23 protein-coding genes are annotated in these 21,994 nt (G+C 62.3%); 7 read left to right on the top strand and 16 right to left on the bottom strand.

Annotation, left to right across the window (positions count from 1 at the left end; genetic code table 11):
* Positions 1-2 precede the first annotated feature (2 nt).
* Positions 3-953 (top strand): cytochrome c, encoded by a 951-nt coding sequence (locus NKJ06_RS08525; protein WP_352809624.1) that lies wholly within the window; start codon positions 3-5, stop codon positions 951-953.
* Here NKJ06_RS08525 and NKJ06_RS08520 read toward each other — a convergent pair.
* The 3 genes from NKJ06_RS08520 to NKJ06_RS08510 form a co-directional block, all read right to left on the bottom strand.
* Complete coding sequence (locus tag NKJ06_RS08520; protein WP_352809623.1) at positions 950-1,351, bottom strand: SET domain-containing protein; 402 nt, start codon at positions 1,349-1,351, stop codon at positions 950-952. The two genes, NKJ06_RS08525 and NKJ06_RS08520, sit on opposite strands and share 4 nt — an antisense overlap.
* Positions 1,352-1,502: 151 nt before the next feature.
* Entirely contained in the window at positions 1,503-2,129 is a 627-nt protein-coding gene (locus NKJ06_RS08515) for a LysE family translocator (protein ID WP_352809622.1), read from the bottom strand.
* Positions 2,126-4,249, bottom strand: a complete 2,124-nt coding sequence (locus tag NKJ06_RS08510; protein WP_352809621.1) for a S9 family peptidase — start codon at positions 4,247-4,249, stop codon at positions 2,126-2,128. The genes NKJ06_RS08515 and NKJ06_RS08510 overlap by 4 nt, the downstream gene beginning before the upstream one ends.
* A gap of 116 nt (positions 4,250-4,365) precedes the next feature.
* On the opposite strand from NKJ06_RS08510, the gene NKJ06_RS08505 reads away from it, so the two are divergent.
* A complete protein-coding gene (locus tag NKJ06_RS08505; RefSeq protein WP_352627304.1) occupies positions 4,366-4,734 on the top strand; it encodes an SH3 domain-containing protein in 369 nt (122 codons plus the stop codon).
* A 444-nt stretch (positions 4,735-5,178) separates the two neighbouring features.
* Entirely contained in the window at positions 5,179-5,604 is a 426-nt protein-coding gene (locus tag NKJ06_RS08500) for a Ros/MucR family transcriptional regulator (protein WP_013532660.1), read from the top strand.
* Positions 5,605-5,695: 91 nt separating this feature from the next.
* Here NKJ06_RS08500 and NKJ06_RS08495 read toward each other — a convergent pair whose 3' ends face one another.
* Positions 5,696-6,124, bottom strand: coding sequence for a SufE family protein (locus NKJ06_RS08495; protein WP_352626773.1), 429 nt, complete (start codon positions 6,122-6,124; stop codon positions 5,696-5,698).
* 100 nt (positions 6,125-6,224) lie between these two features.
* Entirely contained in the window at positions 6,225-6,578 is a 354-nt protein-coding gene (locus tag NKJ06_RS08490; protein WP_352626775.1) for a DUF5330 domain-containing protein, read from the bottom strand.
* Positions 6,579-7,111: 533 nt separating this feature from the next.
* Here NKJ06_RS08490 and NKJ06_RS08485 point away from each other — a divergent pair.
* The 3 genes from NKJ06_RS08485 (at position 7,112) to NKJ06_RS08475 (ending at position 10,098) form a co-directional block, all read left to right on the top strand.
* Positions 7,112-8,860 (top strand): PAS domain-containing sensor histidine kinase, encoded by a 1,749-nt coding sequence (locus tag NKJ06_RS08485; protein WP_352626777.1) that lies wholly within the window; start codon positions 7,112-7,114, stop codon positions 8,858-8,860.
* A complete protein-coding gene (locus tag NKJ06_RS08480) occupies positions 8,835-9,629 on the top strand; it encodes a peptidoglycan-binding domain-containing protein (protein WP_352626779.1) in 795 nt (264 codons plus the stop codon). Before NKJ06_RS08485 ends, NKJ06_RS08480 begins: the two co-directional genes overlap by 26 nt.
* Before the next feature lie 121 nt (positions 9,630-9,750).
* Entirely contained in the window at positions 9,751-10,098 is a 348-nt protein-coding gene (locus NKJ06_RS08475) for a DUF1491 family protein (protein ID WP_352626780.1), read from the top strand.
* Here the strand turns inward: NKJ06_RS08475 and NKJ06_RS08470 are convergent.
* Positions 10,076-11,113 (bottom strand): hypothetical protein, encoded by a 1,038-nt coding sequence (locus NKJ06_RS08470; protein ID WP_352626781.1) that lies wholly within the window; start codon positions 11,111-11,113, stop codon positions 10,076-10,078. The genes NKJ06_RS08475 and NKJ06_RS08470 overlap by 23 nt on opposite strands.
* Before the next feature lie 209 nt (positions 11,114-11,322).
* On the opposite strand from NKJ06_RS08470, the gene NKJ06_RS08465 reads away from it, so the two are divergent.
* Positions 11,323-11,511: a hypothetical protein gene (locus tag NKJ06_RS08465; RefSeq protein ID WP_352626783.1), complete on the top strand. Its 189-nt coding sequence runs from the start codon at positions 11,323-11,325 to the stop codon at positions 11,509-11,511.
* 36 nt (positions 11,512-11,547) lie between these two features.
* Here the strand turns inward: NKJ06_RS08465 and NKJ06_RS08460 are convergent, their stop codons facing one another.
* From NKJ06_RS08460 to NKJ06_RS08415, 10 genes are all read right to left on the bottom strand, one after another.
* The gene (locus tag NKJ06_RS08460; RefSeq protein ID WP_352626784.1) at positions 11,548-12,117 is read right to left on the bottom strand and encodes a DUF1254 domain-containing protein; all 570 of its coding nucleotides are present in this window, start codon (positions 12,115-12,117) and stop codon (positions 11,548-11,550) included.
* A complete protein-coding gene (locus NKJ06_RS08455) occupies positions 12,110-12,694 on the bottom strand; it encodes a DUF1214 domain-containing protein (protein ID WP_352627305.1) in 585 nt (194 codons plus the stop codon). Before NKJ06_RS08455 ends, NKJ06_RS08460 begins: the two co-directional genes overlap by 8 nt.
* 120 nt (positions 12,695-12,814) lie before the next feature.
* A complete protein-coding gene (locus NKJ06_RS08450) occupies positions 12,815-14,968 on the bottom strand; it encodes a transglycosylase domain-containing protein (protein WP_352626786.1) in 2,154 nt (717 codons plus the stop codon).
* A 249-nt stretch (positions 14,969-15,217) separates the two neighbouring features.
* The gene (locus NKJ06_RS08445; RefSeq protein WP_352626787.1) at positions 15,218-16,462 is read right to left on the bottom strand and encodes a Zn-dependent hydrolase; all 1,245 of its coding nucleotides are present in this window, start codon (positions 16,460-16,462) and stop codon (positions 15,218-15,220) included.
* The gene (locus NKJ06_RS08440; RefSeq protein ID WP_352626789.1) at positions 16,459-17,301 is read right to left on the bottom strand and encodes a BtpA/SgcQ family protein; all 843 of its coding nucleotides are present in this window, start codon (positions 17,299-17,301) and stop codon (positions 16,459-16,461) included. The genes NKJ06_RS08445 and NKJ06_RS08440 overlap by 4 nt, the downstream gene beginning before the upstream one ends.
* Positions 17,298-18,209: a ribokinase gene (locus NKJ06_RS08435; protein WP_352809620.1), complete on the bottom strand. Its 912-nt coding sequence runs from the start codon at positions 18,207-18,209 to the stop codon at positions 17,298-17,300. Before NKJ06_RS08435 ends, NKJ06_RS08440 begins: the two co-directional genes overlap by 4 nt.
* Before the next feature lie 2 nt (positions 18,210-18,211).
* Positions 18,212-18,982, bottom strand: a complete 771-nt coding sequence (locus tag NKJ06_RS08430; RefSeq protein ID WP_352626793.1) for a glutamine amidotransferase — start codon at positions 18,980-18,982, stop codon at positions 18,212-18,214.
* Between the two features lie 30 nt (positions 18,983-19,012).
* Positions 19,013-20,101: a phosphotriesterase family protein gene (locus tag NKJ06_RS08425; RefSeq protein WP_352626794.1), complete on the bottom strand. Its 1,089-nt coding sequence runs from the start codon at positions 20,099-20,101 to the stop codon at positions 19,013-19,015.
* A gap of 1 nt (position 20,102) precedes the next feature.
* The gene (locus tag NKJ06_RS08420) at positions 20,103-21,122 is read right to left on the bottom strand and encodes an ABC transporter permease (RefSeq protein ID WP_352626796.1); all 1,020 of its coding nucleotides are present in this window, start codon (positions 21,120-21,122) and stop codon (positions 20,103-20,105) included.
* Positions 21,119-21,916 carry an ATP-binding cassette domain-containing protein gene (locus NKJ06_RS08415; protein WP_352485862.1) on the bottom strand — a complete coding sequence of 266 codons (798 nt, stop codon included), beginning with the start codon at positions 21,914-21,916 and terminating at the stop codon, positions 21,119-21,121. Before NKJ06_RS08415 ends, NKJ06_RS08420 begins: the two co-directional genes overlap by 4 nt.
* Positions 21,917-21,994: the final 78 nt, after the last annotated feature.

Genomic DNA, 21,994 nt, shown 5'->3' with positions numbered 1-21,994 from the left:
CGATGCCCTGGCTGAAAAAACTCGTCGGCGCCCTCGTCGTTCTGGGCGGCGTCGGCGCGGCTGCCGGGTGGGTTCTGTCGGCACCGGTGAGGCTCGACGGTGAGACCCAGGTCAAGCTCGGTCCTGGCGACGCGGCCAAGGGCAAGCGCATTTTCTATGCCGGCGGTTGCACCTCCTGCCATGCAAAGCCGGGCTCGCAGGGCGATGCGCGGCTTCAACTCGTGGGTGGGCTCGAACTCAAGACGCCGTTCGGAACCTTCGTCCCGCCCAACATCTCGCAAGATCCCAAGGACGGCATCGGCGCGTGGTCGGTCGAGGACCTCGCCAACGCCATGCTGAAGGGTGTCTCGCCCTCGGGCGAGCATTTCTATCCGGCATTTCCCTACGCATCCTACGCGCGCATGAATCCGGCCGACATTGCCGATCTCTACGCCTTCCTGAAGACGCTGCCGGCGGTCGCCGGCAAGGCCCCGGCCAATTCGCTCGGTTTTCCCTTCAACATTCGTCGCGGCATCGGCCTGTGGAAACTGCTCTACCTCAGCGACCAGCCGGTCGTTGCGTTTGTCGAAGGCACGCCAAATCCGGTGATGGCCGGCCGCTATCTGGTCGAAGGGCCAGGCCATTGCGGCGAATGCCACACGCCGCGCGACCTTGCGGGCGGCACGAAAAAGAGCGAATGGCTGGCCGGTGCCGTGGCTGCCGAAGGCAAGGGCATCGTGCCCAACATCACATCGGGCGAGGGTGGTATCGGCAATTGGTCGGAAGCCGACATCGCCAACTACCTCGAAACCGGCTTCACGCCTGACTTCGATTCCGTCGGCGGCGCCATGGTCGACGTGCAGCGCAACATGGCCCAATTAGCGCCGGAGGACCGTGCGGCCATCGCCGCCTATCTCAAGGCAATACCGCCGCATCCAAACGGCTATCCGGCGCGCAAGAAGACGACGACCTAGTCTTCGGATGACAGGTGGCGGTCGCCGAGAAAGTCGAAGCCTGTTTCGAAGAAGTGGTTGTAGTTGCAGGTCAACTCCTCGCCGGGAGCGATGTCGCGCAAGGCGTAGGTCTCCTCGGGCGAGGAGACATCGCAATTCGGCTCGTCGTCATGGTTCATGTAGCGCGCGTCGTCGGCTTCGAAGACGATGTAATTCGGATCGCGCCGGTCGGGATAGGAGTAGCGGTCGAGATAGTTCTTCACCGGCCCGGCTTCGCGCTCATAAGTCTCGACCTCGATGAGCCGGTCGAACCGTGGATCCAGCTTCCAGATCAGCGTGCCGCGGGGAATGGCGTTCTTGGCAAAGACGCCGATGCCCTGGATGGGCGATTTGTCGAGATAGACGTCGACGAGCAGCATGACGGACCTTTATGCGATTGGGGCTGTCGGGGCTTGGGAAAGGCCGCGCACTGGGTAGCGCGCGGCCATCGCAATTGCGAGTGAAATGAGCAGCGCGGAATTCAAAAAATCATGATCGCCAGCACGACTGACAGACCTCGCCTCTCTCCCGTCAGCGCTGCTGCAGCGCGAGCCGAACACCCAGGGCACAGTAGATGCCGCCAACAATTTTGCCTTGCCATCGCAGCACCGTCGGATTTCGGCGCAGGAACGCGCCGAGCCGCCCGGCGCTCAAGGCAAAGACGACCGTGCTGAAAAGGCCAAGCATGACGAAGATGATCCCCAATGTGGTCAATTGGAGCATCGCCGATCCGTTTTCAGGCCGCACGAACTGAGGCAGGAAAGCGAGAAAGAAAAGCGCGGTCTTGGGGTTGAGCACTTCAGTCAGGACAGCCTGTCGAAACGCCTTGCCGGCGGAGATCGCGAGCCCACCGGCAGCCGGATCGGCCGGTATCTTCTCGATGATCGCGCGAATGCCGAGATAAACCAGGTAGGCCGCGCCGATGTATTTTACGAGGCTGAACAGCGTCGCCGACGTGGCGATGATCGCCGAAATGCCGACCATCGCCATGACGGTGTGAAAAACATCGCCGGCCGCGATCCCGGCGCCGGTCGCGATGCCAACCTTGGTCCCCGAACTCGTTGCCCGGGCGATCGTCAGCAGGGTGGCGGGGCCTGGAATGAAGACGAAGCCAAGCACGACCGCGATGTAAGCGATCAAGGTGGTGGGATCGATCATTTGTGGGTTGCTCCTGCAATATGTGCCTTGCCCGTCACCTTCAGCGCAAACGAATAGGTGTAGGCGATCTCTTCCAGCCGTGAAAACCGGCCGGAGGCACCGGCGTGTCCGGAATCCATGTTGATCTTGAACAGCACCGGATTGTCGCCGCTCTTGCGGTCGCGCAGCCGCGCCACCCATTTGGCCGGTTCCCAATAGGTGACACGCGGATCGGTGAGGCCGGCCAGCGCCAGGATCGGCGGATAGTCGAGCGCGGCGACATTGTCATAGGGCGAGTAGGCGGCGATATTCCGGTAATCGTCGGCGGACGCGATAGGATTGCCCCATTCCGGCCATTCCGGCGGCGTCAGCGGCAGGCTGGCGTCAAGCATCGTGGTCAACACATCGACGAACGGAACCTCGGCGACGATGCCGCCGAAACAATCCGGCGCCATGTTGGCGATGGCGCCCATCAGCATGCCGCCGGCCGAACCGCCTTGCGCGACGATGCGCTCATGCGCCGTATAGCGCTCGGCAACAAGGTGGCGCGCACAGGCAATGAAATCCGTGAACGTATTCATCTTCTGCGCCCGCTTGCCGTCATCGTACCAGCCATAGCCCTTGTCCTTGCCGCCGCGGACGTGGGCGATGGCGAAGACAAAGCCGCGGTCGACCAGCGAGAACCAGTTGGTATTGAAAGCGGCCGGCACGGTGATGCCATAGGAACCGTAGCCGTAAAGCAGGCACGGCGCGGATCCATCCAGCGGCGTGTCGCGGTGATGCAAGAGCGAGATCGGTACCAATTCGCCGTCGCTGGCCGGCGCCATAAGCCGCCGCGTGACATAGTGGTCCGCGTCATGGCCGGACGGCACTTCCTGGGTCTTGAGCAGCACCCGCTCGCGGGTGCGCATATTGTAGTCGAACACCTGGGCCGGCGTTGTCATCGACGAATAGGAAAAGCGCATGATCTCGGTGTCGTACTCATAGGAACCCGACAGGCCGAGCGAGAAAGCCTCCTCGTCGAGGGACAGAAGGTGCTCTTCGCCGCTGCTGCGGTCGCGCACGACAATGCGCGGCAGGCCTTCCTTGCGTTCGAGCCGGACCATGTGGTCCCTGAAGCCGATCACCGACAGGATCAGCCGGCCGGGTTCATGCGGCACCAGTTCCTGCCAGTTGGCGCGGACCGGATCGCTCGCCGGCGCCGTCATGATCTTGAAATCCTTGGCGCCGTCGGCGTTGGTCAGGATGAAGAAGATGTCGCCGCTTTCTTCCAGATCGTATTGAAGGCCAACCTCGCGCGCCGAGACCAGTTTCGGTTCGGCAAACGGGTCGCTGGCGCGCATCAGGCGGTATTCCGACGTCTCGTGATCGTTGATGCCGATCATGATCCATTCGTTGTTGCGGGTGCCGTCGACATACATGAAGAAGCCGGGATCGGTTTCCTCATAGATCAGCCGGTCGCTTTCCGGGCTGGCGCCCAGCGCATGGAACAGCACCTTGGACGGGCGGTGGTTGGGGTCGAGACGCGTGTAGAAGAAGCCGTCATTGCCGGCGTTCCAGACGCCTGAACCGCCGGTGTCGGAAATCTGGTCGGCAAGCTCCTTGCCATCGGCAAGGTCACGCACGCGAAGCGTGTAGAATTCGGAGCCCTTGTCGTCGAATGCCCACAAGAGCTTGGTGTGGTCGGCCGAGTGATCGACGCCGCCAAGGCGGAAATAGGCCTTGCCCGCGGCCTCCGCGTCGCCGTCGAGCAGGATATGCTCGGCGCCCCCGTCACGCGCCATGCGGAAATAGCGCGGCTGTTCGCCGCCAAGCTTGAAGGACGAACCATAGGCATAGGGTCCATCCTTCATCGGCACGGAAGAATCGTCTTCCTTGATACGGCCCTTCATCTCCTTGAAAAGCTGCTTTTGCAGCTCGACCGTGTCGGCCATCAACTTTGACTGGTAGACATTCTCTGCCTCCAGCTCAGCGCGGATCCCCGCATCGAGCAATGACGGGTCCCGGAACATCTCCTGCCAGTTGTCGGCCCGCAGCCAGGCATAGTCGTCGGTTCGTGTTATGCCGTGATGCGTGTCGAAAACCGGCCGCTTCTCGGGCGTTGGCGGGCTGACGATCGGAAATGCGGATGTCTTGGTCATTGCGTCTCGCTTTAGAAGAATCTTGAATGGCGAATGAACACGCTGATCAGGGCGGGTTCAAGAGCCGCAGCGCATGGGTTGTGCCGGCTCCAGGAGATGAGCCGGGAGGAGAGATGATGACTATTTGGTCTCGGACTGCCGCGGCTTTCGCCGTTGCTTCGCTAACTCTGGCCTTTGCCGGCCAGTCTCATGCGACCGTATTCGCGGCTTGGCAAGTGGCCAATGTACCGTTCGGCGACACGCTCAATGTGCGCAAATACCCTTCGGATACGTCCCAGAAGCAGGCAGCATACCCCAACGGGACCGTTCTGCAGATGACCGGACGATGCACCGGCGGGATAAACCTGCTCGACATCGCCAACCAGCCGACGTGGAAGCAGAAACAGACGGTTCGCTATCGCTGGTGCGAAGTCTGGCATGACCCGGCCCAGAACGGCAACTTCGTCATCGGGTGGGCCTACGGCAAATACATCACCCCGCATTGATTATGCGGCGGCGATCAATCGATCCGGTCGGATGACAGGCATGTCGCCTGATTGCTTTGCACAGGACGACGGCAACCTGTGGTTTTGTGGACAGATATGAACAACCAAGCTTGCGCGTGCAGTAGCCAAGAAAAATCAAGCATTGAAGCCTGATTTGTGAGTTACCACGAATGTAACGGCGAGCTGACGTTGCGTCAGCCGTTGCTGGTTGGCGCGAGAAATATCGATAAATTACACAATGCACGAAAGATTGAAGCTGATCGGCGAATAATTGATCAGCATCGTTCAATATAGCGCAAAGGGTGAATTGACTTACTTTGTGCGCAGGCTCATTGATATGCCCGTGACGCGAATCGCAGAAGCTCTAGCTGCACAAATTCGTGCAATGCCCTGGTTGTAAAAAAGGGCGCAGATCGAAGTAACTCTTGTTGGGGCCTGAAAACCATGGATATTGTCGAAACACCTTCCAGAAACAGCGATGCGCTGATCGAATTGACCGCCGACGTGGTGGCCGCCTATGTCAGCAACAACCCCGTGCCGGTCGGCGAATTGCCGAACCTGATATCCGATGTCCATGCTGCGCTTGGCCGAGTGGGCGGAACCGCCGAACAGCCGCCTGCCGACAAGCAGAAGCCGGCGGTCAACCCGAAGCGCTCGGTCCATGACGACTACATCGTCTGCCTTGAAGACGGTAAGAAGTTCAAGTCGCTGAAGCGCCATTTGATGACCCACTATGACCTGACGCCGGATCAGTATCGCGAAAAGTGGAACCTCGACCCGACCTATCCGATGGTTGCACCCAACTATGCCGCTGCCCGCTCCCAGTTGGCCAAGAAGATGGGCCTCGGCCGCAAGCGCAAGGCGCGGTAATCGCTGCTAGCCAGATTGATCGACTTCAACGGCGCCTTCGGGCGCCGTTTGATTTTGCACGGGCGGCAACGTGCCGTAGCTTGATGGGCTATCAGGCGGTCTGCTTGAGCGCCGCCTCCGCGTCGCGCTTGATGCGCTTGACCATCGAGCGAAGGCCGTTGGCGCGCTGCGGCGACAGATGCTCGTCGAGGCCGAGTTCTTTCAATGTCGCTTCCGCGTCGGTCTTCTGGATCTCGCTGGCGGTCCTGCCGGAAAACAGCGCCAGCATGATCGCGACCAGCCCACGCACGATATGAGCGTCCGAATCGCCGGTGAAGGTGACGACCGGATCGGCTCCAGGCCGCTGTTCGGTGGTCAGCCAGACCTGGCTTACGCAACCCGGAACCTTGTTGGCGGCATTGCGCTGCTCGTCCGGAAACGGCGGCAGTGCCTCGCCGAGTTCGATGACGTAACGATAGCGGTCTTCCCATTCCTCAAGGAACGAAAAATCGTCGCGGATCGTCTGGATCGTGGTTGTCATGGGCCGGATATAGTGACGCGGCGCCGCCGCGTCACGGAAAAAACAAGGACACCGCGGGCGTCGAGAGGGCAGACAGCCCGCGGCGCGCCGTCGAAACGGCTTAATTCTGCGCCGGAAGGGTGACTGTCTCGGGCAAGACGACTTCCTCCGGCACGCTGCCGGTCATCGTCGATGTGTCAGGGCCGGCGGCGGACTTGTCGTCCAGCATCGCTGCCGCGATCTTGGCGGTCTCCTTGGCGCGGGCGCTGATGGTGTGCATCGCCGACTTGCCGGTCTCGCAGACATCGGGCTTGCGTTCGCAAATGCCGGCGATGTCGCCAACCGCTTCGCGTGCCGCAAACAGGGCCTGGATCGGGCCGACGCTTTCGCGGCCCGTTTCATCGGGACCAACAGTCAGCGGCAGCGCCAGCAGCACCAGCGAAAACCAGAAAGCCATTCTTATCAGGAAGACCATACCCTTGCCCTCTCGTCGTGACCGGATCATGCATCCATATGGCATGACCTCTTTTGTAGGCAGGATGTTGGCACACAGGCGCAAAGGACGGCTTGCGGGCAAAGTGAGAATTTTCCTCAAATTTTAGGTAAATTCGAAATGAGTCGTTATGCAATCGATTTGCCTCAAATCCGAATGATTTCTCTTAACGCGAGATAACCATCTATCTCCATGCTTTTCCTGCTTTTTGAAAGCCGGGAGTCCGGGCTCTGCGTGCAGCCACCCGACGGGCACGGGTCGGCGAATAACCCTCCGTTTACTATGGCTGCATTTGCCCGGGCTTTCGGCTGCCGGCATCCCGATATTTGCCGCAAGCCGAGGCCTTGGTCGACCCTGCCTTATCCATTCCTTAAACGCTGGATGCGAATTTCAGAGCCAACCAGAACGATCTGCAAAGCAGAGCTGTCCACGACGATTACGGGTGCGTTGAGTTGAGTTCAATCAAGGCCAGATACGTTGAATTGCCTGGCGCGATTGCCGCCGGTTGCGAACGTATGGTCCATCCGTCCATCCTTGGGCAGAGCGACCGCGAGCGCCAGCGCCGCTTCATCGGGGTCATGCTCGCCGCTCCTTTCTTTGCCGCTGGTGCCGCGGTCACGCTGGTCACTTCAGGCATGGGCGCCGCCGTCACCATGGCCGCCATCTTCGCGGCGTTTGGCCTGTGCTGGTTCGTCGCCTTGCTGGTGGCGGCGACCGGCAAGATGGCGATTGCAAGTCAGCTCGCCCTGGCAGTGGCGGGCATTGCTCTCGGCAGTCTCATTGCCGCCGCGGGCGGGCTGAGTTCGCCTGTCGCCATGCTTGTCGTGGCGCTGCCATTCGAAGCCTGGTGGATCGGCGCCTCGCGGCGTGCAGCACTTTGGGGAGCCGTATCGGCCGCTGCCGCCATCCTGGCTCAGCCTCTGGCTGGAACGGTGTTCCCGTTCGCAGGAGTGCAGATTGCTGCGTGGCACTGGCTGGTGCCGTTGGCCTGGGCGCTCACACTGATGCCGCGTGCGTCGGTGTTTCGCGACACCGCCGATGCGGCCGATGTCGTGAACACTGCCGATCGACTTGAAGACATTATTGATGCGGTGGTCTTGCGCGTCGCCCGCCATGGCGAAGTTCTGGACGCTTCGCCAAAGGCGCGCACGCTTCTAAAATTGCCGGCCGAACTGCTGTCTGGAAACGGCTTCTTCGATCGCATTCATCTCTCGGATCGCGTCTCCTATCTCAGCGCCCTGGCCGACATGCGCGACGGTGCGCTGTCGCGCCGGCTCGAATTGCGCATCAGGCTGCCTCAGAACGGCAACGGCCAAAATGACAATCGCTTGGCGGCAGACAATTATCGGCCGTTCTCGCTCGATCTGGTGCGCGGTGAGGAACAGGGCGACGTCTTCACGCTTGTCCTGCGCGAGAATGACGAGATTGCCCGGCTGCGCGAGGATCTGGCGGCGGCCAATGAGGCGGCCGCGTCCGCCGAGGTGGCGAAGGGGCGCTTCCTGGCGGTGGTGAGCCATGAACTGCGCACGCCGTTGAATGCCATCATCGGCTTCTCGGACATGCTGCTGCATGAGATGTTCGGCGCCTTCAAGGATCCGCGCCAGAAGGAATATGTCGGTCTGGTGCGGGATTCGGGCCAGCATCTGCTTGCCGTCGTGACTTCGATACTCGACGTGTCCAGGATTGAATCGGGTGCCTATGCGACCGAACCGGAGCCGTTCCGGTTCGCGGAAGCGGTCGATATGTGCCAGTCGATGATGCGGTTGCAGGCGCAGGCCAAGAACATCGATCTGCAGGCGCAGATCGCGCCGGACGCCGGCAACATCAATGCCGATCGACGTGCCGTGCAGCAGATGCTCATCAACCTCGTCTCCAATGCGATCAAGTTCACTCCGGATGGCGGCGATGTCGTCGTCGGTGCCAAGCGGATCGGTTCGCGTCTGCATTTCTGGGTCAGGGACACCGGCATCGGCATAGCTGAGGAGGATTTTGCCAAGCTCGGCAAGCCCTTCATGCAGATCCAGAACGACTACACCCGCCGTTTCGAAGGGACAGGTCTTGGCCTTTCGCTGGTCAAGGGCCTGGTAGCGTTGCACGAAGGCACGATGTCCATCGAAAGCATGCCGGGCGAGGGTACCATGGTGACCATCAGCCTGCCGGTGAACGGACCGAAGGGACATCAGGCGGAGAAGGCCGGCGTGCTGACCATGCCTGTGGCGATGGCGAAAGGGGACAGAAATGGCTCGCTCCGCAAAACAGCCTAAGGCGGTAAAGCGCCGCAGCAATGCCTTTCAGGATGGCGCTGTCGCCGTCGGCGGCATGATCTCGCGCAATCCCGTCTTGGTGGGTGGCTCGACGGCATTCCTGGTGACGCTGTTCTACGTTTCAGCCAATGCCTTGTGGTATCAGCCTTTCCCGCATGCCGGCGCGTTCTTCGCGACCCGCAGCATCGAGGGCTTTCCGCACACGGCGGCCGACGAACCGGAGACGACATTCAACATCGTGCGGCCATCCGGCGCGCCGGCGCCGATCAAGGGCGATCCGGTGGTCGAGCAGGTGCAAGGCATACTGAAGGATCTCGATTTCTATTCTGGAACGGTCGACGGCATTTCCGGACCCAACACGCGCAAGGCCATCCAGGCCTATCAGCAAAAGGTTGGGCTCAACGCGTCCGGCGAGATCGACGCGCTGCTGCTGGATCAACTGGGCGCGACGCCGAAAACCGCTTCCGTCGTACCCAGACCGCAGCCGCGCCCGGATACTCCGGTCGCCGTTCCAGTGTCTTTACAGACGAATTACGGGCAGGCGAATGCCGAGCAGACGAACACCGCGCAGGCGCCCGATGCCCGCATCGTCAAGATCCAGGCCGGGCTCAAGGCATTCGGCAATGACGATATGCAGCTGGACGGCGTCGTCGGCGCGCGCACCAAATCTGCGATCAAGGAATTCCAGTCGCTGTTCGGGCTGCCGCAGACTGGCGAGCCCGACGAGATCGTCTACGTCAAGATGCGTGAGATCGGCCTGACCAACTGACGGCTGAAGCGACGGCTCGCCGAGCGGCTGAAATATCGATAGAGCCCTCTTGTTTCCATGCGTGTCGTTGTCCCAAAACCGGGGCCACTTTTGGTCGACATGCATTAGCGGAGTTCTCACTATGCGCGTCACATCGGATCTGTGGGTCTCGGCCCTGTTGCGCCGGGTTTTCAGCGCCGGCGGATTTGCCGCCGTGGCCAAGCGCGGCGCGACCGAAGCCGGCGCTGTTTTCGTGTTGGCGCGGGGGAGGCTGGGCGAGGTTGCCTTGTTCGGCCCGGCGCCGCAGACCAGCTACGACTCAGCCAAGCCCGACGACCGGTTTTTCAGTCTGCTCGGGGCCGGCAACGATGCCGCCGTGCTCGATGCCAGGCTGGAAAGGGAGAAAAAATTTGATCCCGATATCTGGGTGGTCGAGATCGAGGCTGGCACTGTGCCCGTCGAGGAGCTTATTTCCGTAAAGATGCCCTGAGGCTCGACGAGGCCGCCGCATCGTCGCTGTTCGATGTCGTGCGGATATCGCTGTTTGCGGGTGCTGCGTCGCGAGCCGCCCTTGAAAGGGTTTCCGCTTTCCACAACCGCACCTTGTCCTGGGCCGCCTCGCGATGCAGCAGGCGGTAGCGGTCGAGGAAGGTGCGGATAGCCTGCGGATGCGGGAACTGGTTGGGATAAACGGCAACCGTGACCAGGAATGCCCTGTCCTCGCTGAGGTCGAGCGAGCGCAGAGCGGCAAGCAGCGATGCGTAGTTCTGGTTGGCGGTGAGCGATCGCGCGACCGAGAAATCGATATCGAGCGCGTCGGCGAGCGCGGTGTGGAAGAAGGCGGCATTTCCCGTCAGCGCCGTCTCCCGCAATTTCACATAGGTATCCGCGCCGGTGAAAGGATCGGCGCTCGTCGCCGATGCCTCGTCGCCGGTGCGCATCATGGAACGCAGCCTGCGCCGTGCGCTTTCGGCGGCAGCGCCGGCCACCTGTCCTCCGTTGGGCTCGTCGGCGGCAGGTTCGGTACTCGCAGGCACGATCTTGTCCGCCGCGATGGCGTTCGCTTCTGGCTCCCGCATTCGCACCAGAGTTGGCCTTTCGAGGGCCCTGATCAGATCGGCGATGGTCGGGTTCAGGTCCTTGCGGCGCGCAATGGCGCGCGCATGCGGCAGTCCGTGCCGGCCGATCAGCGCGATGAGATCGATGTTGCTGATGGCGCGTGAGCGGATGAGCAAGGGAGCGGCAATGTCGACCGGTTCCTCGCAGAGGCGGCGCACCAAGGCAGCGGGGGCATATTCGCATTCGGAAAGGGCGGCTGCCACGTAACGGCGAGATTCGACTGAGACATCGTTGAACAGCGGCAGCGTCAGATCTTCGAGCTGGCCGATCTCACGGCGTGAAGGGCGGGTGAGCGAGCAGAATGCCGACACCGCGGCGCGGAACAGCCTTTCGGCCTTTCCCGAGTCTTTCCGTGCCGCGATTTGCCTGAAGTCCGAATATGACACGAAGGATACGCCCGACAACATACACAAGCTTGACCACGCTCGACCGGACTGTGTCGGTTTCGCGAATGCCCCGGTCAGGACACCCTGACCTCTAGACAAAGATCAAGTTAGCGACGATCCGTTAGCGCTCCGTTAACCCTCTGCCGGCCTTAATGATATTTGGAGGCGTTGCGTTGTGCTCCGGGGAAACCGAGAGGAATGCGCGAACCATGGGCATGGTACTGTCTTTCGTGCCGCGAACGGCACCAAGCAATCGAGCAAAGCAAACCGCCGAAATGCCGGCGGCGGTGATCATCTTTCCCGGCATCCGCTACGAGCGGTCTCATACCGGCGAAGTGCGGCCGGTCGATCCCGACACGCCGGGATCGCCAGGGACGAAGCCGGTTCCGCACCACTGAGTTTCGGCAGGCACGGGCATTAGTCCGGGATCATGTCTAGAAGTCCTGCAGCTCGCAGGAACTCTGCTCGAAGAAGCGCGATACGATCGGCTTCCAGCTGTCATCGGGCACGAAGGCGCGGATGACGAAGATGCCTTCCTCGATCGGCGCCTCGACAAAGATCGCTCCCTGAAGCTCCTCGGGAAGGTCCTTGCGCACGTCGATCATCTGCACCGGCGTCAGCACGACGGCATCCAGCACGCCGCCGGTCGCGGTGTGGTCGTTGAAGGAATAGATGTTGTGGCCGCTGCGGTCATAGACCGACACCGACCAGAACGGGACATGTCCAGGCGCCTTGATGCGGACCATGCCTTCGCCCAGGTCGAACCGACACGCCGTTGCGTAAAACAGCGGATCGACGGATTTCACTACGGGCGCGCCACCGGCCTCGGCATCGAGCCGGGTCATCTTGTAGAGATCCGAGGCCATGGACAGCCGCGACCAGGCATCGCGTTCGGAAAACTCAGGCACCAGGAACAGCACGACGATGTGCACGATGCCGGCGCCGAGCAGGCCGAGCAGGACCGCATGAAAAAGCCTGCGCATCGCCGCATGGAAACTACGCATCGCAGTCGACCTTTACGATCCGCGGCAGCGAAACGTCCGACAGGCCGGTGCTGCTGGCAATCGGCGTGTCGTAGAAGGTCAGCACGAAATACATCCTGCCGAAACCGTCGGTCAAAAGCCAGTTGCCCGGCATCGGGTGATGGCCGGCGGAAATGATGACCGAATTGTCAGGCTGGCGCATAACCCCATAGGATTGCAGCGCTGCAAGCCGGGGTTTGCCGGTTTCGACCACGCCGAGCGACTGGTCGGCGGCATAGAGCGTCCAGAACCGTGCTGTCGGAAAACCACCCTCGATCGTGTAGGTGCATTCGCGCTTGAGTTCGCCGCCGCCCGTGTCGCGCTCGGCGACGAAGGACAGCCCTTCGGCGCGGCCGAGCGCAAGCACGCCCTCGCGGGCCACGCGGGCTTTGGAATAGGGATCGGCGGATGGCGTGCCTATATCGGGAAAGGCCGTCCATTGGCCGATCCGGATGGCGCCGACACCATCCTGGACTTTCAGCGCATACCAGACGCTGCCGCCACCGCCGACGATGGCTATGGCAAGCGAAAGCAGTGTCAGGAAGGCATTCTTGAGCATGAGGGGCCGGGACACGAAGAGTTGCCGCTCGGGGATATCGCGGCGTGGGGCCTTGTGGCAAGCGGGCCGATGGATTTGCCCGCCCAAGCCAGTCGGAAAGACCCACCCAGTCGGAAAGGATCACAGTGCCGACAGCGTCTCCGGCGGTTGAGGCGCATCGAGGGCCAGCGGCGACTGGAACAGTTTGGTCATGTCCCTCAACGTCTGCGTGGTCCGGCTGGAGAGTACCGCCGGCCGTTCGGCCGCGGCATCGGCTGCCGCCTGTTCATTCTTCTTTTTCTGCGCTTCCTCGGCCTTGGCCGCGATCTCCTCGTCGACAAAGGGTTTGTCGATGCCGGGGATTGGTTTAAGGTCGATATTCTGGTGCGCGTAGACCATCAGTCGCTGCCACACCATCGCCGGCAGCGAGCCGCCGGTCATGTTCTTGGTCGGCGTGAAGTCGTCGTTGCCCATCCACACTGCCGCCGTGTAGTTGCCGGTGAAGCCGACAAACCAGGCGTCGCGGTAGGATTGCGTCGTGCCGGTCTTGCCGGCGACGACGATGTTGGGAAGTTGGGCCCGCCGCGCCGTGCCCATCACCGGAACCGCCGCCAGCATGGTGTTCATCGATTTCAGTGCCTGCTCCGACAGCACCCGGTGTGGCGGCGGCGCATCCTTGGCAAAATCATAAACCACCTCGCCGGTGCGGGTCACCAGTTGGGAGATGCCGTGCCGGGAGCCGACGAAGCCGTTGTCGGCGAACACGCTGTAGCCGGTCGCCTGGTCCATCACCGTCATGCCCGAGGTGCCGAGCACCATCGTCTTGTGCGCTTCGAGCGGCGACTCCACACCCATCGCCTCGGCCATTGCCTTGATCGGCGGAATGCCGAGATAATCCTTGGCCAGCCGCACCGGCACGGTGTTGATCGACTTGGCCATTGCCATGATCAGCGTGACGTTGCCCGCCGATCCGCCGCTGTAATTGTGCGGCGACCAGGAGCCCCAGCTGATCGGGCCGCCGGAAATGATGGAATTGGGCGTGAAGCCGTGCTCCATCGCCGTGGCATAGACATAGGGCTTGAACGATGAACCGGTCTGGCGCAGCGCCTTGGTGGCGCGGTTGAACTGGCTGGCGCCATAGTCGCGGCCGCCGACGATGGCTCTGACGGCGCCGTTGGTCTCGATGACGACGACCGCACCTTCGGTAACGTTATACTCCTTGCCGAACTGGCGCAGGTGGAACTCCACCGATTCTTCCGCCGCCTTCTGGATATTGGCGTCGAATGTGGTGTGGGCAACGAGCGAATGCTGGCCCGGTTTGGCTATCTTCTTGACCTCGTCGAACGCCCAGTCGAGGTAATAATCCGGGCTCTTCTGTTCGCCGCGATCGACGACGTCGGCCGGGTGCAGCCTTGCCTGCAAAACCTGGCCCTCGGTCATGAAACCGGAATCGACCAGGTTGGACAGCACCACATTGGCGCGCGCACGCGCCGCCGGCAGATTGATGTGCGGCGCATATTTGGTCGGCGCCTTGAACAGACCGGCCAGCATCGCTGCCTCGGCGAGGTTCAGGTCCTTGACGCTCTTGCCGAAATAGAAATCGGCGGCCGCCTCGATGCCGAACGTGCCGCCGCCCATGTAGGCGCGGTCGAGATAGAGCTGCAGGATTTCCTTCTTCGACAGATTGGCCTCGAGCCACAGCGACAGGAAAGCTTCCTTGATCTTGCGCTCCAATGTGCGCTCATTGGTGAGGAACAGGTTCTTGGCCAGCTGCTGGGTGATGCTGGAGCCGCCCTGGACGACGGAATTCGCCCGCACATTCTCGAAGATCGCGCGTGAAAGGCCCAATACATCGATGCCGTAATGGTCGAAGAAGCGGCGATCCTCGGTGGCGAGAACCGCCTTGATGACGTGATCGGGCATCTCGTCGACCGGCACCGAATCGCGCTGGATGATGCCGCGCTGGCCGATCTCGTTGCCGTAGCGGTCGAGGAAGGTGACGGCGAAGTCGCCCTGGGCGCGCCAATCGCCGGCTGTATCCTGGAAAGCCGGAATGGCCAGCGCCAGCATCACCACAATGCCGCCGGCACCGAGGGTAAAGCCTTCGCTCAACAGTTCGATGATGCCGCGGCGCCAGCCGCTGACACGGAAGCGCCGCGAGAAGATCGTCGCGGATTCCCAGAATTGGCGCGCCTTGAAACCGATCTCGTAGAGCGAGGAATCGATCCACGCGTCGAGCGCCAGCAGCCGGGTGGCGATCGGACCTCTTCTCTTGCGTGGTTCAGGACTGGCCATTCGGAATCCGGCTAGCGATCGCACGACCTGAGGACCGCAAATCGGCAATTTCAGGGCGATGCACCGTCCCGACTATTCATCCATTTTGCCGACACCTACAAGGGCGGCGAGGACACAGCTGCACGGTTTGTTGGTGCAAGGGCAGGGGGCAGGCATGAATGGCGACCGCCGCCGCCTCGAAACCGGGCGCCTCGAGCTCGCCGGCCCGAGGTTGGCGCAATCAGCCTGCCAGAGCAGTGCCTTGAACGATCATCGCGGCGAAGCTGCCGCGACAGCCGCCCGGAGCAGAACCCGCGCGCCGGTAACTGCGTCGGCGGGCTCCACATATTCTGCCTCGTTGTGACTCAGCCCGTCACGGCACGGCACAAAAATCATCGCGGCAGGCGCCACCCGGGCGAGGAACAGCGCGTCATGGAATGCACCCGATATCATCTGCTTGTGCGGCAACCGCAGGGAATTGACGGCCTCCTCGACAATTTTGACCATATCGGGAGAGAATGCCGCCCCTGGCATGTCGAACGACCGCCTGATCATTGCCGTGCAATGCTGTGCCTCTGCCTCCGCCGCGCAGACCTGGCGCGTTTCGGCTTCGATGGCATCGAGCCGCTCTACCCGCGGGTGTCTGATGTCAACGGCGAAGACCACCGACTGCGGTATGGCGTTGATCGATCCCGGCTTGGCGGTGACCCGGCCCACCGTCAGCCTTGCGCTGCTGTCGAGCGGCATGACCGTCGTCTGCAGCCTGTGCATTGCGGCAACGGCCGCGACCATGGGATCCCTGCGGTAGGCAAGGCCGGTTGTGCCGGCGTGACCGGCAGCGCCCTCAATGGAGACTTCCAGCCAGCGCGTGCCTTGCACGGCGGTGACGATACCGATCGGCAACCGCTCCTTTTCCAGCGATGGTCCCTGTTCGATGTGGAGTTCGATGTAGCCGGAGACCGGCATGCCGAGAGGGCGAAGGGTTGCCTCTGGCAAGGCGGAGATGGTTGCCGCGAGTTCCTCTGCGAGCGACGCACCGTCGCTGCCGACTATGGATTGCCACGCTGAAATATCGGCCCCGGTGAAGGCCATGGAGCCCATGACGCCGGGCGCGAACCGGCTACCTTCTTCATTGGCCCAGGCGACGACCTCGATCGACATTCGAGTTTCGGCCTTCACGTCCTCCACGGCTTCGAGAGTCTCGAAGGCGGAAAGCGTGCCGAGCGCTCCATCGAAGCGCCCGCCGGTGGGCTGGCTGTCGAGGTGGCTGCCGATCAGCAGCGGCGGCAGCGTGGCATCCGTCCCCTCGCGGCGGATGAAGAGGTTCGCCATGGCGTCCTGAAAAACCGCGAAACCACGCTCGAGCGCCAACTCCGCCAGCAGGCGCCTGGCGCTACGATCCTCAATGCTGAACGCCTGACGGTTTACGCCGCCGGCCCGCGTCGCGCCGATCCGGGCGAAGGCATCGAGGCGGCCCAACAGCCGCTCGCCGTCGATCTCCGGCACCAAAGTCACCGCTTGAGGCCTCGGATAAAGCCGTTCACCCGTTGAGGGTCGACCTGGTTCCACCAGACGCCATCGTGCTTGAGCGAACTGGCGACAATGATGCCGTCGACGATGTCGAGGATATCGTTGGCGTTGTCGGTCGTCACCCCGCTGCCGACAAGCGTCGGCAGTCCGGTGGCGTCCTTGATCATCCTGATGTAACCGAGATCAGCGGCGTGGCCGGTGCGCTGGCCAGTGGCGATCACCGCGTCGGCATCGAAAAACACCAGGTCCTTGACCTGTTCCTCGACCGGCCGGTCGCCGACGATGGCGTGGGCGCCATGCTTGACATGGGCGTCGGCGAAAATGCGGATGCCGTTGGCCCTAAGCCTGGCGCGGAAGCGCATGGCGCGCGCCGCCTCACCTTCGATAAGGCCCTCATTGGCGACATAGGCGTTGGCCCACTGATTGACGCGGACGAAGGAGGCGCCTGAGGCACTGGCGATCGACAGCGCGGGAATGGAAGCATTGGCAAGCACGTTGATGCCGATCGGCCTGCCGAGTTCCCTGCGGATCCGGTCTGAGACGACGGACATGTAGGCGGACGTTTCCGGCCCGATATCATCGGGCTTGGCAAACGGAACGTCGCCGTGGTTCTCGACGATCACGCCATCGCAACCGCCATGCAAATAGGCTTTCGCGTCGTCGAGGCCACGTTGATAGATGGCCTCGACCGCTTCGCCATTGTAACGCGGCGCACCTGGCAGGGGTGCCAGATGAACAACGCCGATCACCACCTTGCTTCTGCCGAAGATCGACTGCAACGCATCATTCGTCACCTGGCCGACCGGTTTGGAGGATTTTATCATGCGGTTTCCGCTTCCGTCGTTTCCATGAGCAGTTTCATCTCCTGCCTGTCGGGGCAGGAGCCGAGCGTGCCGGCGCGTCCGACCGAGATCGCTGCGGCACGGACCGCGATCCGCACTGCCACCGCGAGGTCCATGCCGGCTGCAAGACAGCCGGCGAGGCAACCGCAGAAGACATCGCCTGCGCCGCTGGTGTCCACCACAGCCACCCTCGGCGCCACGAACCGGTCGATCCGTCCTGCGCCATCGGCGACCAGGCAGCCGAGCGCGCCAAGCGTCACGATAGCGGTTCCTGCGCCTTGGCGGATTAGTTCGCGGGCTGCCGCGTCGGGATTGCTCAATCCGGTCAGTTGCGCAGCTTCGCCGGTATTGGCGACGGCGACGCTGACGTCGCTCAAACCCGGTGTATTGCCGGCCGCAAGCGGGCTTGGATTGAAGACCGTCGTTGCCCCCGCGCCCCGCGCAACCTTTAGGCAAGCGGTCGTTACATCCGGATCCAGGTTACCCTGAACCACGACGATGTCGCCGCGTTCGATCGATCGGATAAAGTCGCCGTCGGCCAGGGGATCGAAGGCTGCGGCGCAACTGGCGCCCGTGACGATGAGGTTCTCGCCCCGCGCATCGACCAGGATGGCCGACCGGTCGCTGGGCAGCTGCAGCGTCGTCAGATAGCTGGCATCGAGATCGCGGCTCAACTGCTCTGTGATCCAGGCTCCGGCGGCATCGTTGCCGATTGCCGCACGGAAGCGGACATCGGCTCCGGTGCGCGCCGCGGCCACCGCCTGGTTCGCACCCTTGCCGCCAAGCCCGTCGGCATGTTCCGAAGCGTTAAGCGTCTCGCCTGGCGCCGGAAAACGGTCCAGGCGAAACGTCGTATCGACGCAAACATTGCCGACGACATGGACGCGCATGGCTAGTCCCTGGCCGTTGCCCAGCCCAGCATCTGTTCGAACAGTGTCTTGTAGCCATTCCAGGCGATAAAGCCGGCCGGCAGCCAATGCGGGCCGACATCCGAGGTCCAGGCAACGGTGCGGCCATGGCCATATTTGCCGGTCACCAGCAGTGGCAGCGAACGGTAGTCGGAGGAAACGGTGGCGAGAACTTCCGCGCCGTCCTTGACCGTGACTTCGTTGAAGCCGAGCAGGATCGGCCAATCCTTGCCGAGGCCCTTAAGGATCGGATGGCTCTGCGGGCCGACAACGACCGGCGCATAGCCCTCCGGAACCTCGACGCGGTCGTCCACCGGCAAGCAGGTGACCGGCAGAACGTCCTCGACCGGCGTCTTGTGATAGCGCGCGCCCCCATTGATGCCCTGGAAGCTGTAATAGCCGCCGAACATCAACAGGCCGCCGCCATTGCCGACATAGTCGCGCAACAGGCGCAGCCGGTTCGGGGTTGGTTTGGAGTGGACCCAGGTGTCCGGGTGGAGCAACAGCGTGTTGGCGCCAAGATCGGAAAGCACGATCGCGTCGTAGGCCGAAAGCGTTTCCATCGTCTGCGGAAAGTTCCGTTGCGCCTCATGCGCCGGCATGAAGGTGACGTCGAACGGACCGTCCTTCAGCGCGGCCAGCAACTCGTCGGCACCGGTGTGATAGGTCACGGTCGGAAACTGGTCGAAGCCTTTGATGTGGGTCGCGGTCGAGACCCAGGACTCGCCTGCGAGAAGAACCTTCTTCCTGGACATGTAGACTCCTGCCTTGTTTGGAGCCGCGGCTCAGAGGCCCTCGGCGAACACAGTCTTTGGATTGTCGATAAGCATCGTGTCGATTGCCGATTGCTCGACACCATGGCGCTTCAGTCTCGGCACGAAATGCTTGAGGATGAAGCCGTAGCCGAAACCGCCGAAGCGGGTCAGCATGATCTTGAGAAAAACGTCCTGCGACAGCAGAATCCGGTCGAGCAGCCCCATGTCGATCAGCGAACGGATGGCACGCGCGTTCTGCTCGTCGGACGGCGACTGCGCATCCTGGTCGGCATAATAGAAATCCATGCCGATCATGTCGTATTCCAGGAAGGCGCCGCGCGCGGCGAGGCTTTGCTGATAGGCAAGATCGTTGTGGCTCGGGTTCATGTGGCAAAGCACCGTATGCCGGAGATCGGCGCCTTCCGCCTCGACCACGTCGAGCACGTCATGCGCCAGCCGCTCCCAGCCGGGCAGATGAATGGTCAGCGGCACGCCGGTGATCTTGGCCGCTCGGGCCGAAGCCCGCAGTGACTTGCGTTCCTCGTCGGTGAAATCCTTGCTGACGCCGACCTCGCCGATGATGCCGGCCATGATTTCGGGTTGCGTCGATCCGCCGCCGACGTCGTTGACGAGGAATTCGGTGACCTCGTCGACGTCCATCGCTTTCAGCCAGACGGGGTGGGTGTGCTGCAGGTAAAAACCTGTCCCCATGACGATCCGCAACCCCGAGGCGCGGGCAATGCGTGCGAGCTTCACCGGATCGCGGCCAATGCCGATATTGGTCGCATCGACCACGGTGTGGCCGCCGAGCGCCCGGTATTTCGCCAGCTCCGAAAGCGCCAGATCGCTATCGTCGAGCGAGACGTTGTCGCGGTTCATGTAAGGGTTCATCCGCAACTCGCCGATGATGTCCATGCTGACCGGCTGCTCGGCGATCTTCTTCTCGTCGGGATGGCAGGGGCATTTCCACGAAGTCGCGCCATCGAGCAGGATATGCTCGTGCATCAGCGTCACACCCATGTCGGCGATGGCGACGGGGCCGGTAACGGTCATCACGGTGCCGGAGCGGACACCGATGGGCGCCCGTTCCCTTGGTTTGTCGTCGAACAGATGATCCATGTCAGCGGCTCCGCGTTGCGCCCTTGAACAGCCGGAAATTCAGCCAGATGGCAACGAGGATGATTGTGCCGGTGACGATCGGCGTCAGGAAGGGCGACATGTGCGCCAGGATCAGGCCGTTGCCGATAACGGCGACGGTCAACGCGCCGAGCACGGTGCCGATGATCGTGCCGCGCCCGCCGAACAGGCTGGTGCCGCCAAGCACCACGGCGGCGATGACATCGAGCTCGAAACCCTGGCCGGAATTCGACGAGCCGGAACCGAGCCGGGCGGCAAGAACAATGCCGGCCACCGCCGCCGCCATGCCCGACAGGACATAGACGAACAGCGTCATGAAGCGCGTATCGACACCGGCGCGGCGCACGGCTTCGGCATTGGCCCCGATGCCGGTGACATAGCGTCCGAATGGCGTCTGGTTGAATGCGAGATAGGCGACGATCAGGACGACAAGGGCGAGCAGTGCCGGTACCGGCACACCGAGAAGCCAGGCCCTGCCGATGTTGACGAAGAAGCTGGTCGGCTCAACCGGGATAGAATAGCCGCCGGTGATCAGCAACGCCACGCCGCGGATAATCGAGAGCCCGGCAAGTGTGACGATAAAGGCTGGTATCCGCTCATAGGCGATGAAGAAGCCCTGCAAAACCCCGATCGCCGCGCCGAGTGCCAGCATGGCGACGACGACGAGCGGCCATGGCAGGCCGGACTGCAGCAAGACAGCCGACAGTGTCGCCGTCAGCGCCAGCACGGACCCGACCGACAGGTCGATACCGCCGGTGGTGATGACGAAGGTCATGGCTGCCGCAACGATCAGCAGCGGCGCCGACTGGCGCACGATGTTGAGCAGATTGGGCGCCGTCAGGAATGAGCCGGTGGTCAGCGAGAAGACCACGCAGACGACGAGGAAGAACAGCGCTATCGAGACGACGCTGCCATTGGTTATCGCCATGTCCTTCCAGGTGGTGTTGTGGACGCGTTTGGGCGGCGAGGCGCTGATATCCGTGGGTGATGACGTGACATTCATGGCTGCGCTGCCTCATCACGGCTGGCGCGGGCCGAACGCGCCGTGAATTTGCGGCCGACGATGAGGTTGACGACCTCTTCGATGCTGGTGTCGCCGATCTTGCGTTCGGCGACATTGCAACCCTCATACATGACCTGGATGCGATCGCAGACCAGGAATAGATCCTGCAGCCGGTGGGTGATGAGGATGACGCTGACGCCGCGGGCGCTGACGGCGCGGATGAGCTCCAGAACCGCTTCAACCTCCGCCACGGCAAGGGCCGCCGTCGGTTCGTCCATAATCAGCACCGATGGATCGAAGGAGGCGGCACGGCCGATGGCAATCGACTGGCGCTGCCCGCCGGACAGGTTTTCGACCTTGAGCCTGGTATCGGCGATGACGATGCCGAGCCGGTCGAGCATCTCACGCGTCTGATCATGCATGCGCTTGTTGTCAAGAAAGGGGACGCCGAGAACGCGGCGGCGCGGCTCGCGGCCGAGGAAGAGATTGCCCGCCACATCAATCGTGTCGCAGAGTGAAAGGTCCTGATAGACCATCTCCACCCGTGCGGCGCGGGCATCGGCCGGTGAGGAAAAAGAAACAGCCTTGCCGTCGATCTCGATGGTGCCGGAATCCGGAATGACCGCACCGGACAGAACCTTGCTCAAGGTGGATTTGCCGGCTCCATTGTCGCCGACCAGGCCAAGCACCTCGCCAGGCTTCAGGTCCAGCGAAACGTCGTCCAGCGTCTGGATGGGGCCGTATCGTTTGGAAATACCGGTCATCCTGACGCGGTAGGATTCGCCATCGCTCATCACGGTTCCAGTTCTCAAGCCAACAAAGTTCAATCGGTCGCCGGGCCGCGCAGGCAACCCTCAGGTCATTGCGCGGCC

The sequence above is a fragment of the Mesorhizobium sp. M0293 genome, assembly GCF_040321735.1.
GTDB lineage: Bacteria > Pseudomonadota > Alphaproteobacteria > Rhizobiales > Rhizobiaceae > Mesorhizobium.
Note: the sequence above shows the minus strand (reverse complement) of the source record. Positions and strands in the feature narration are given on the sequence as shown.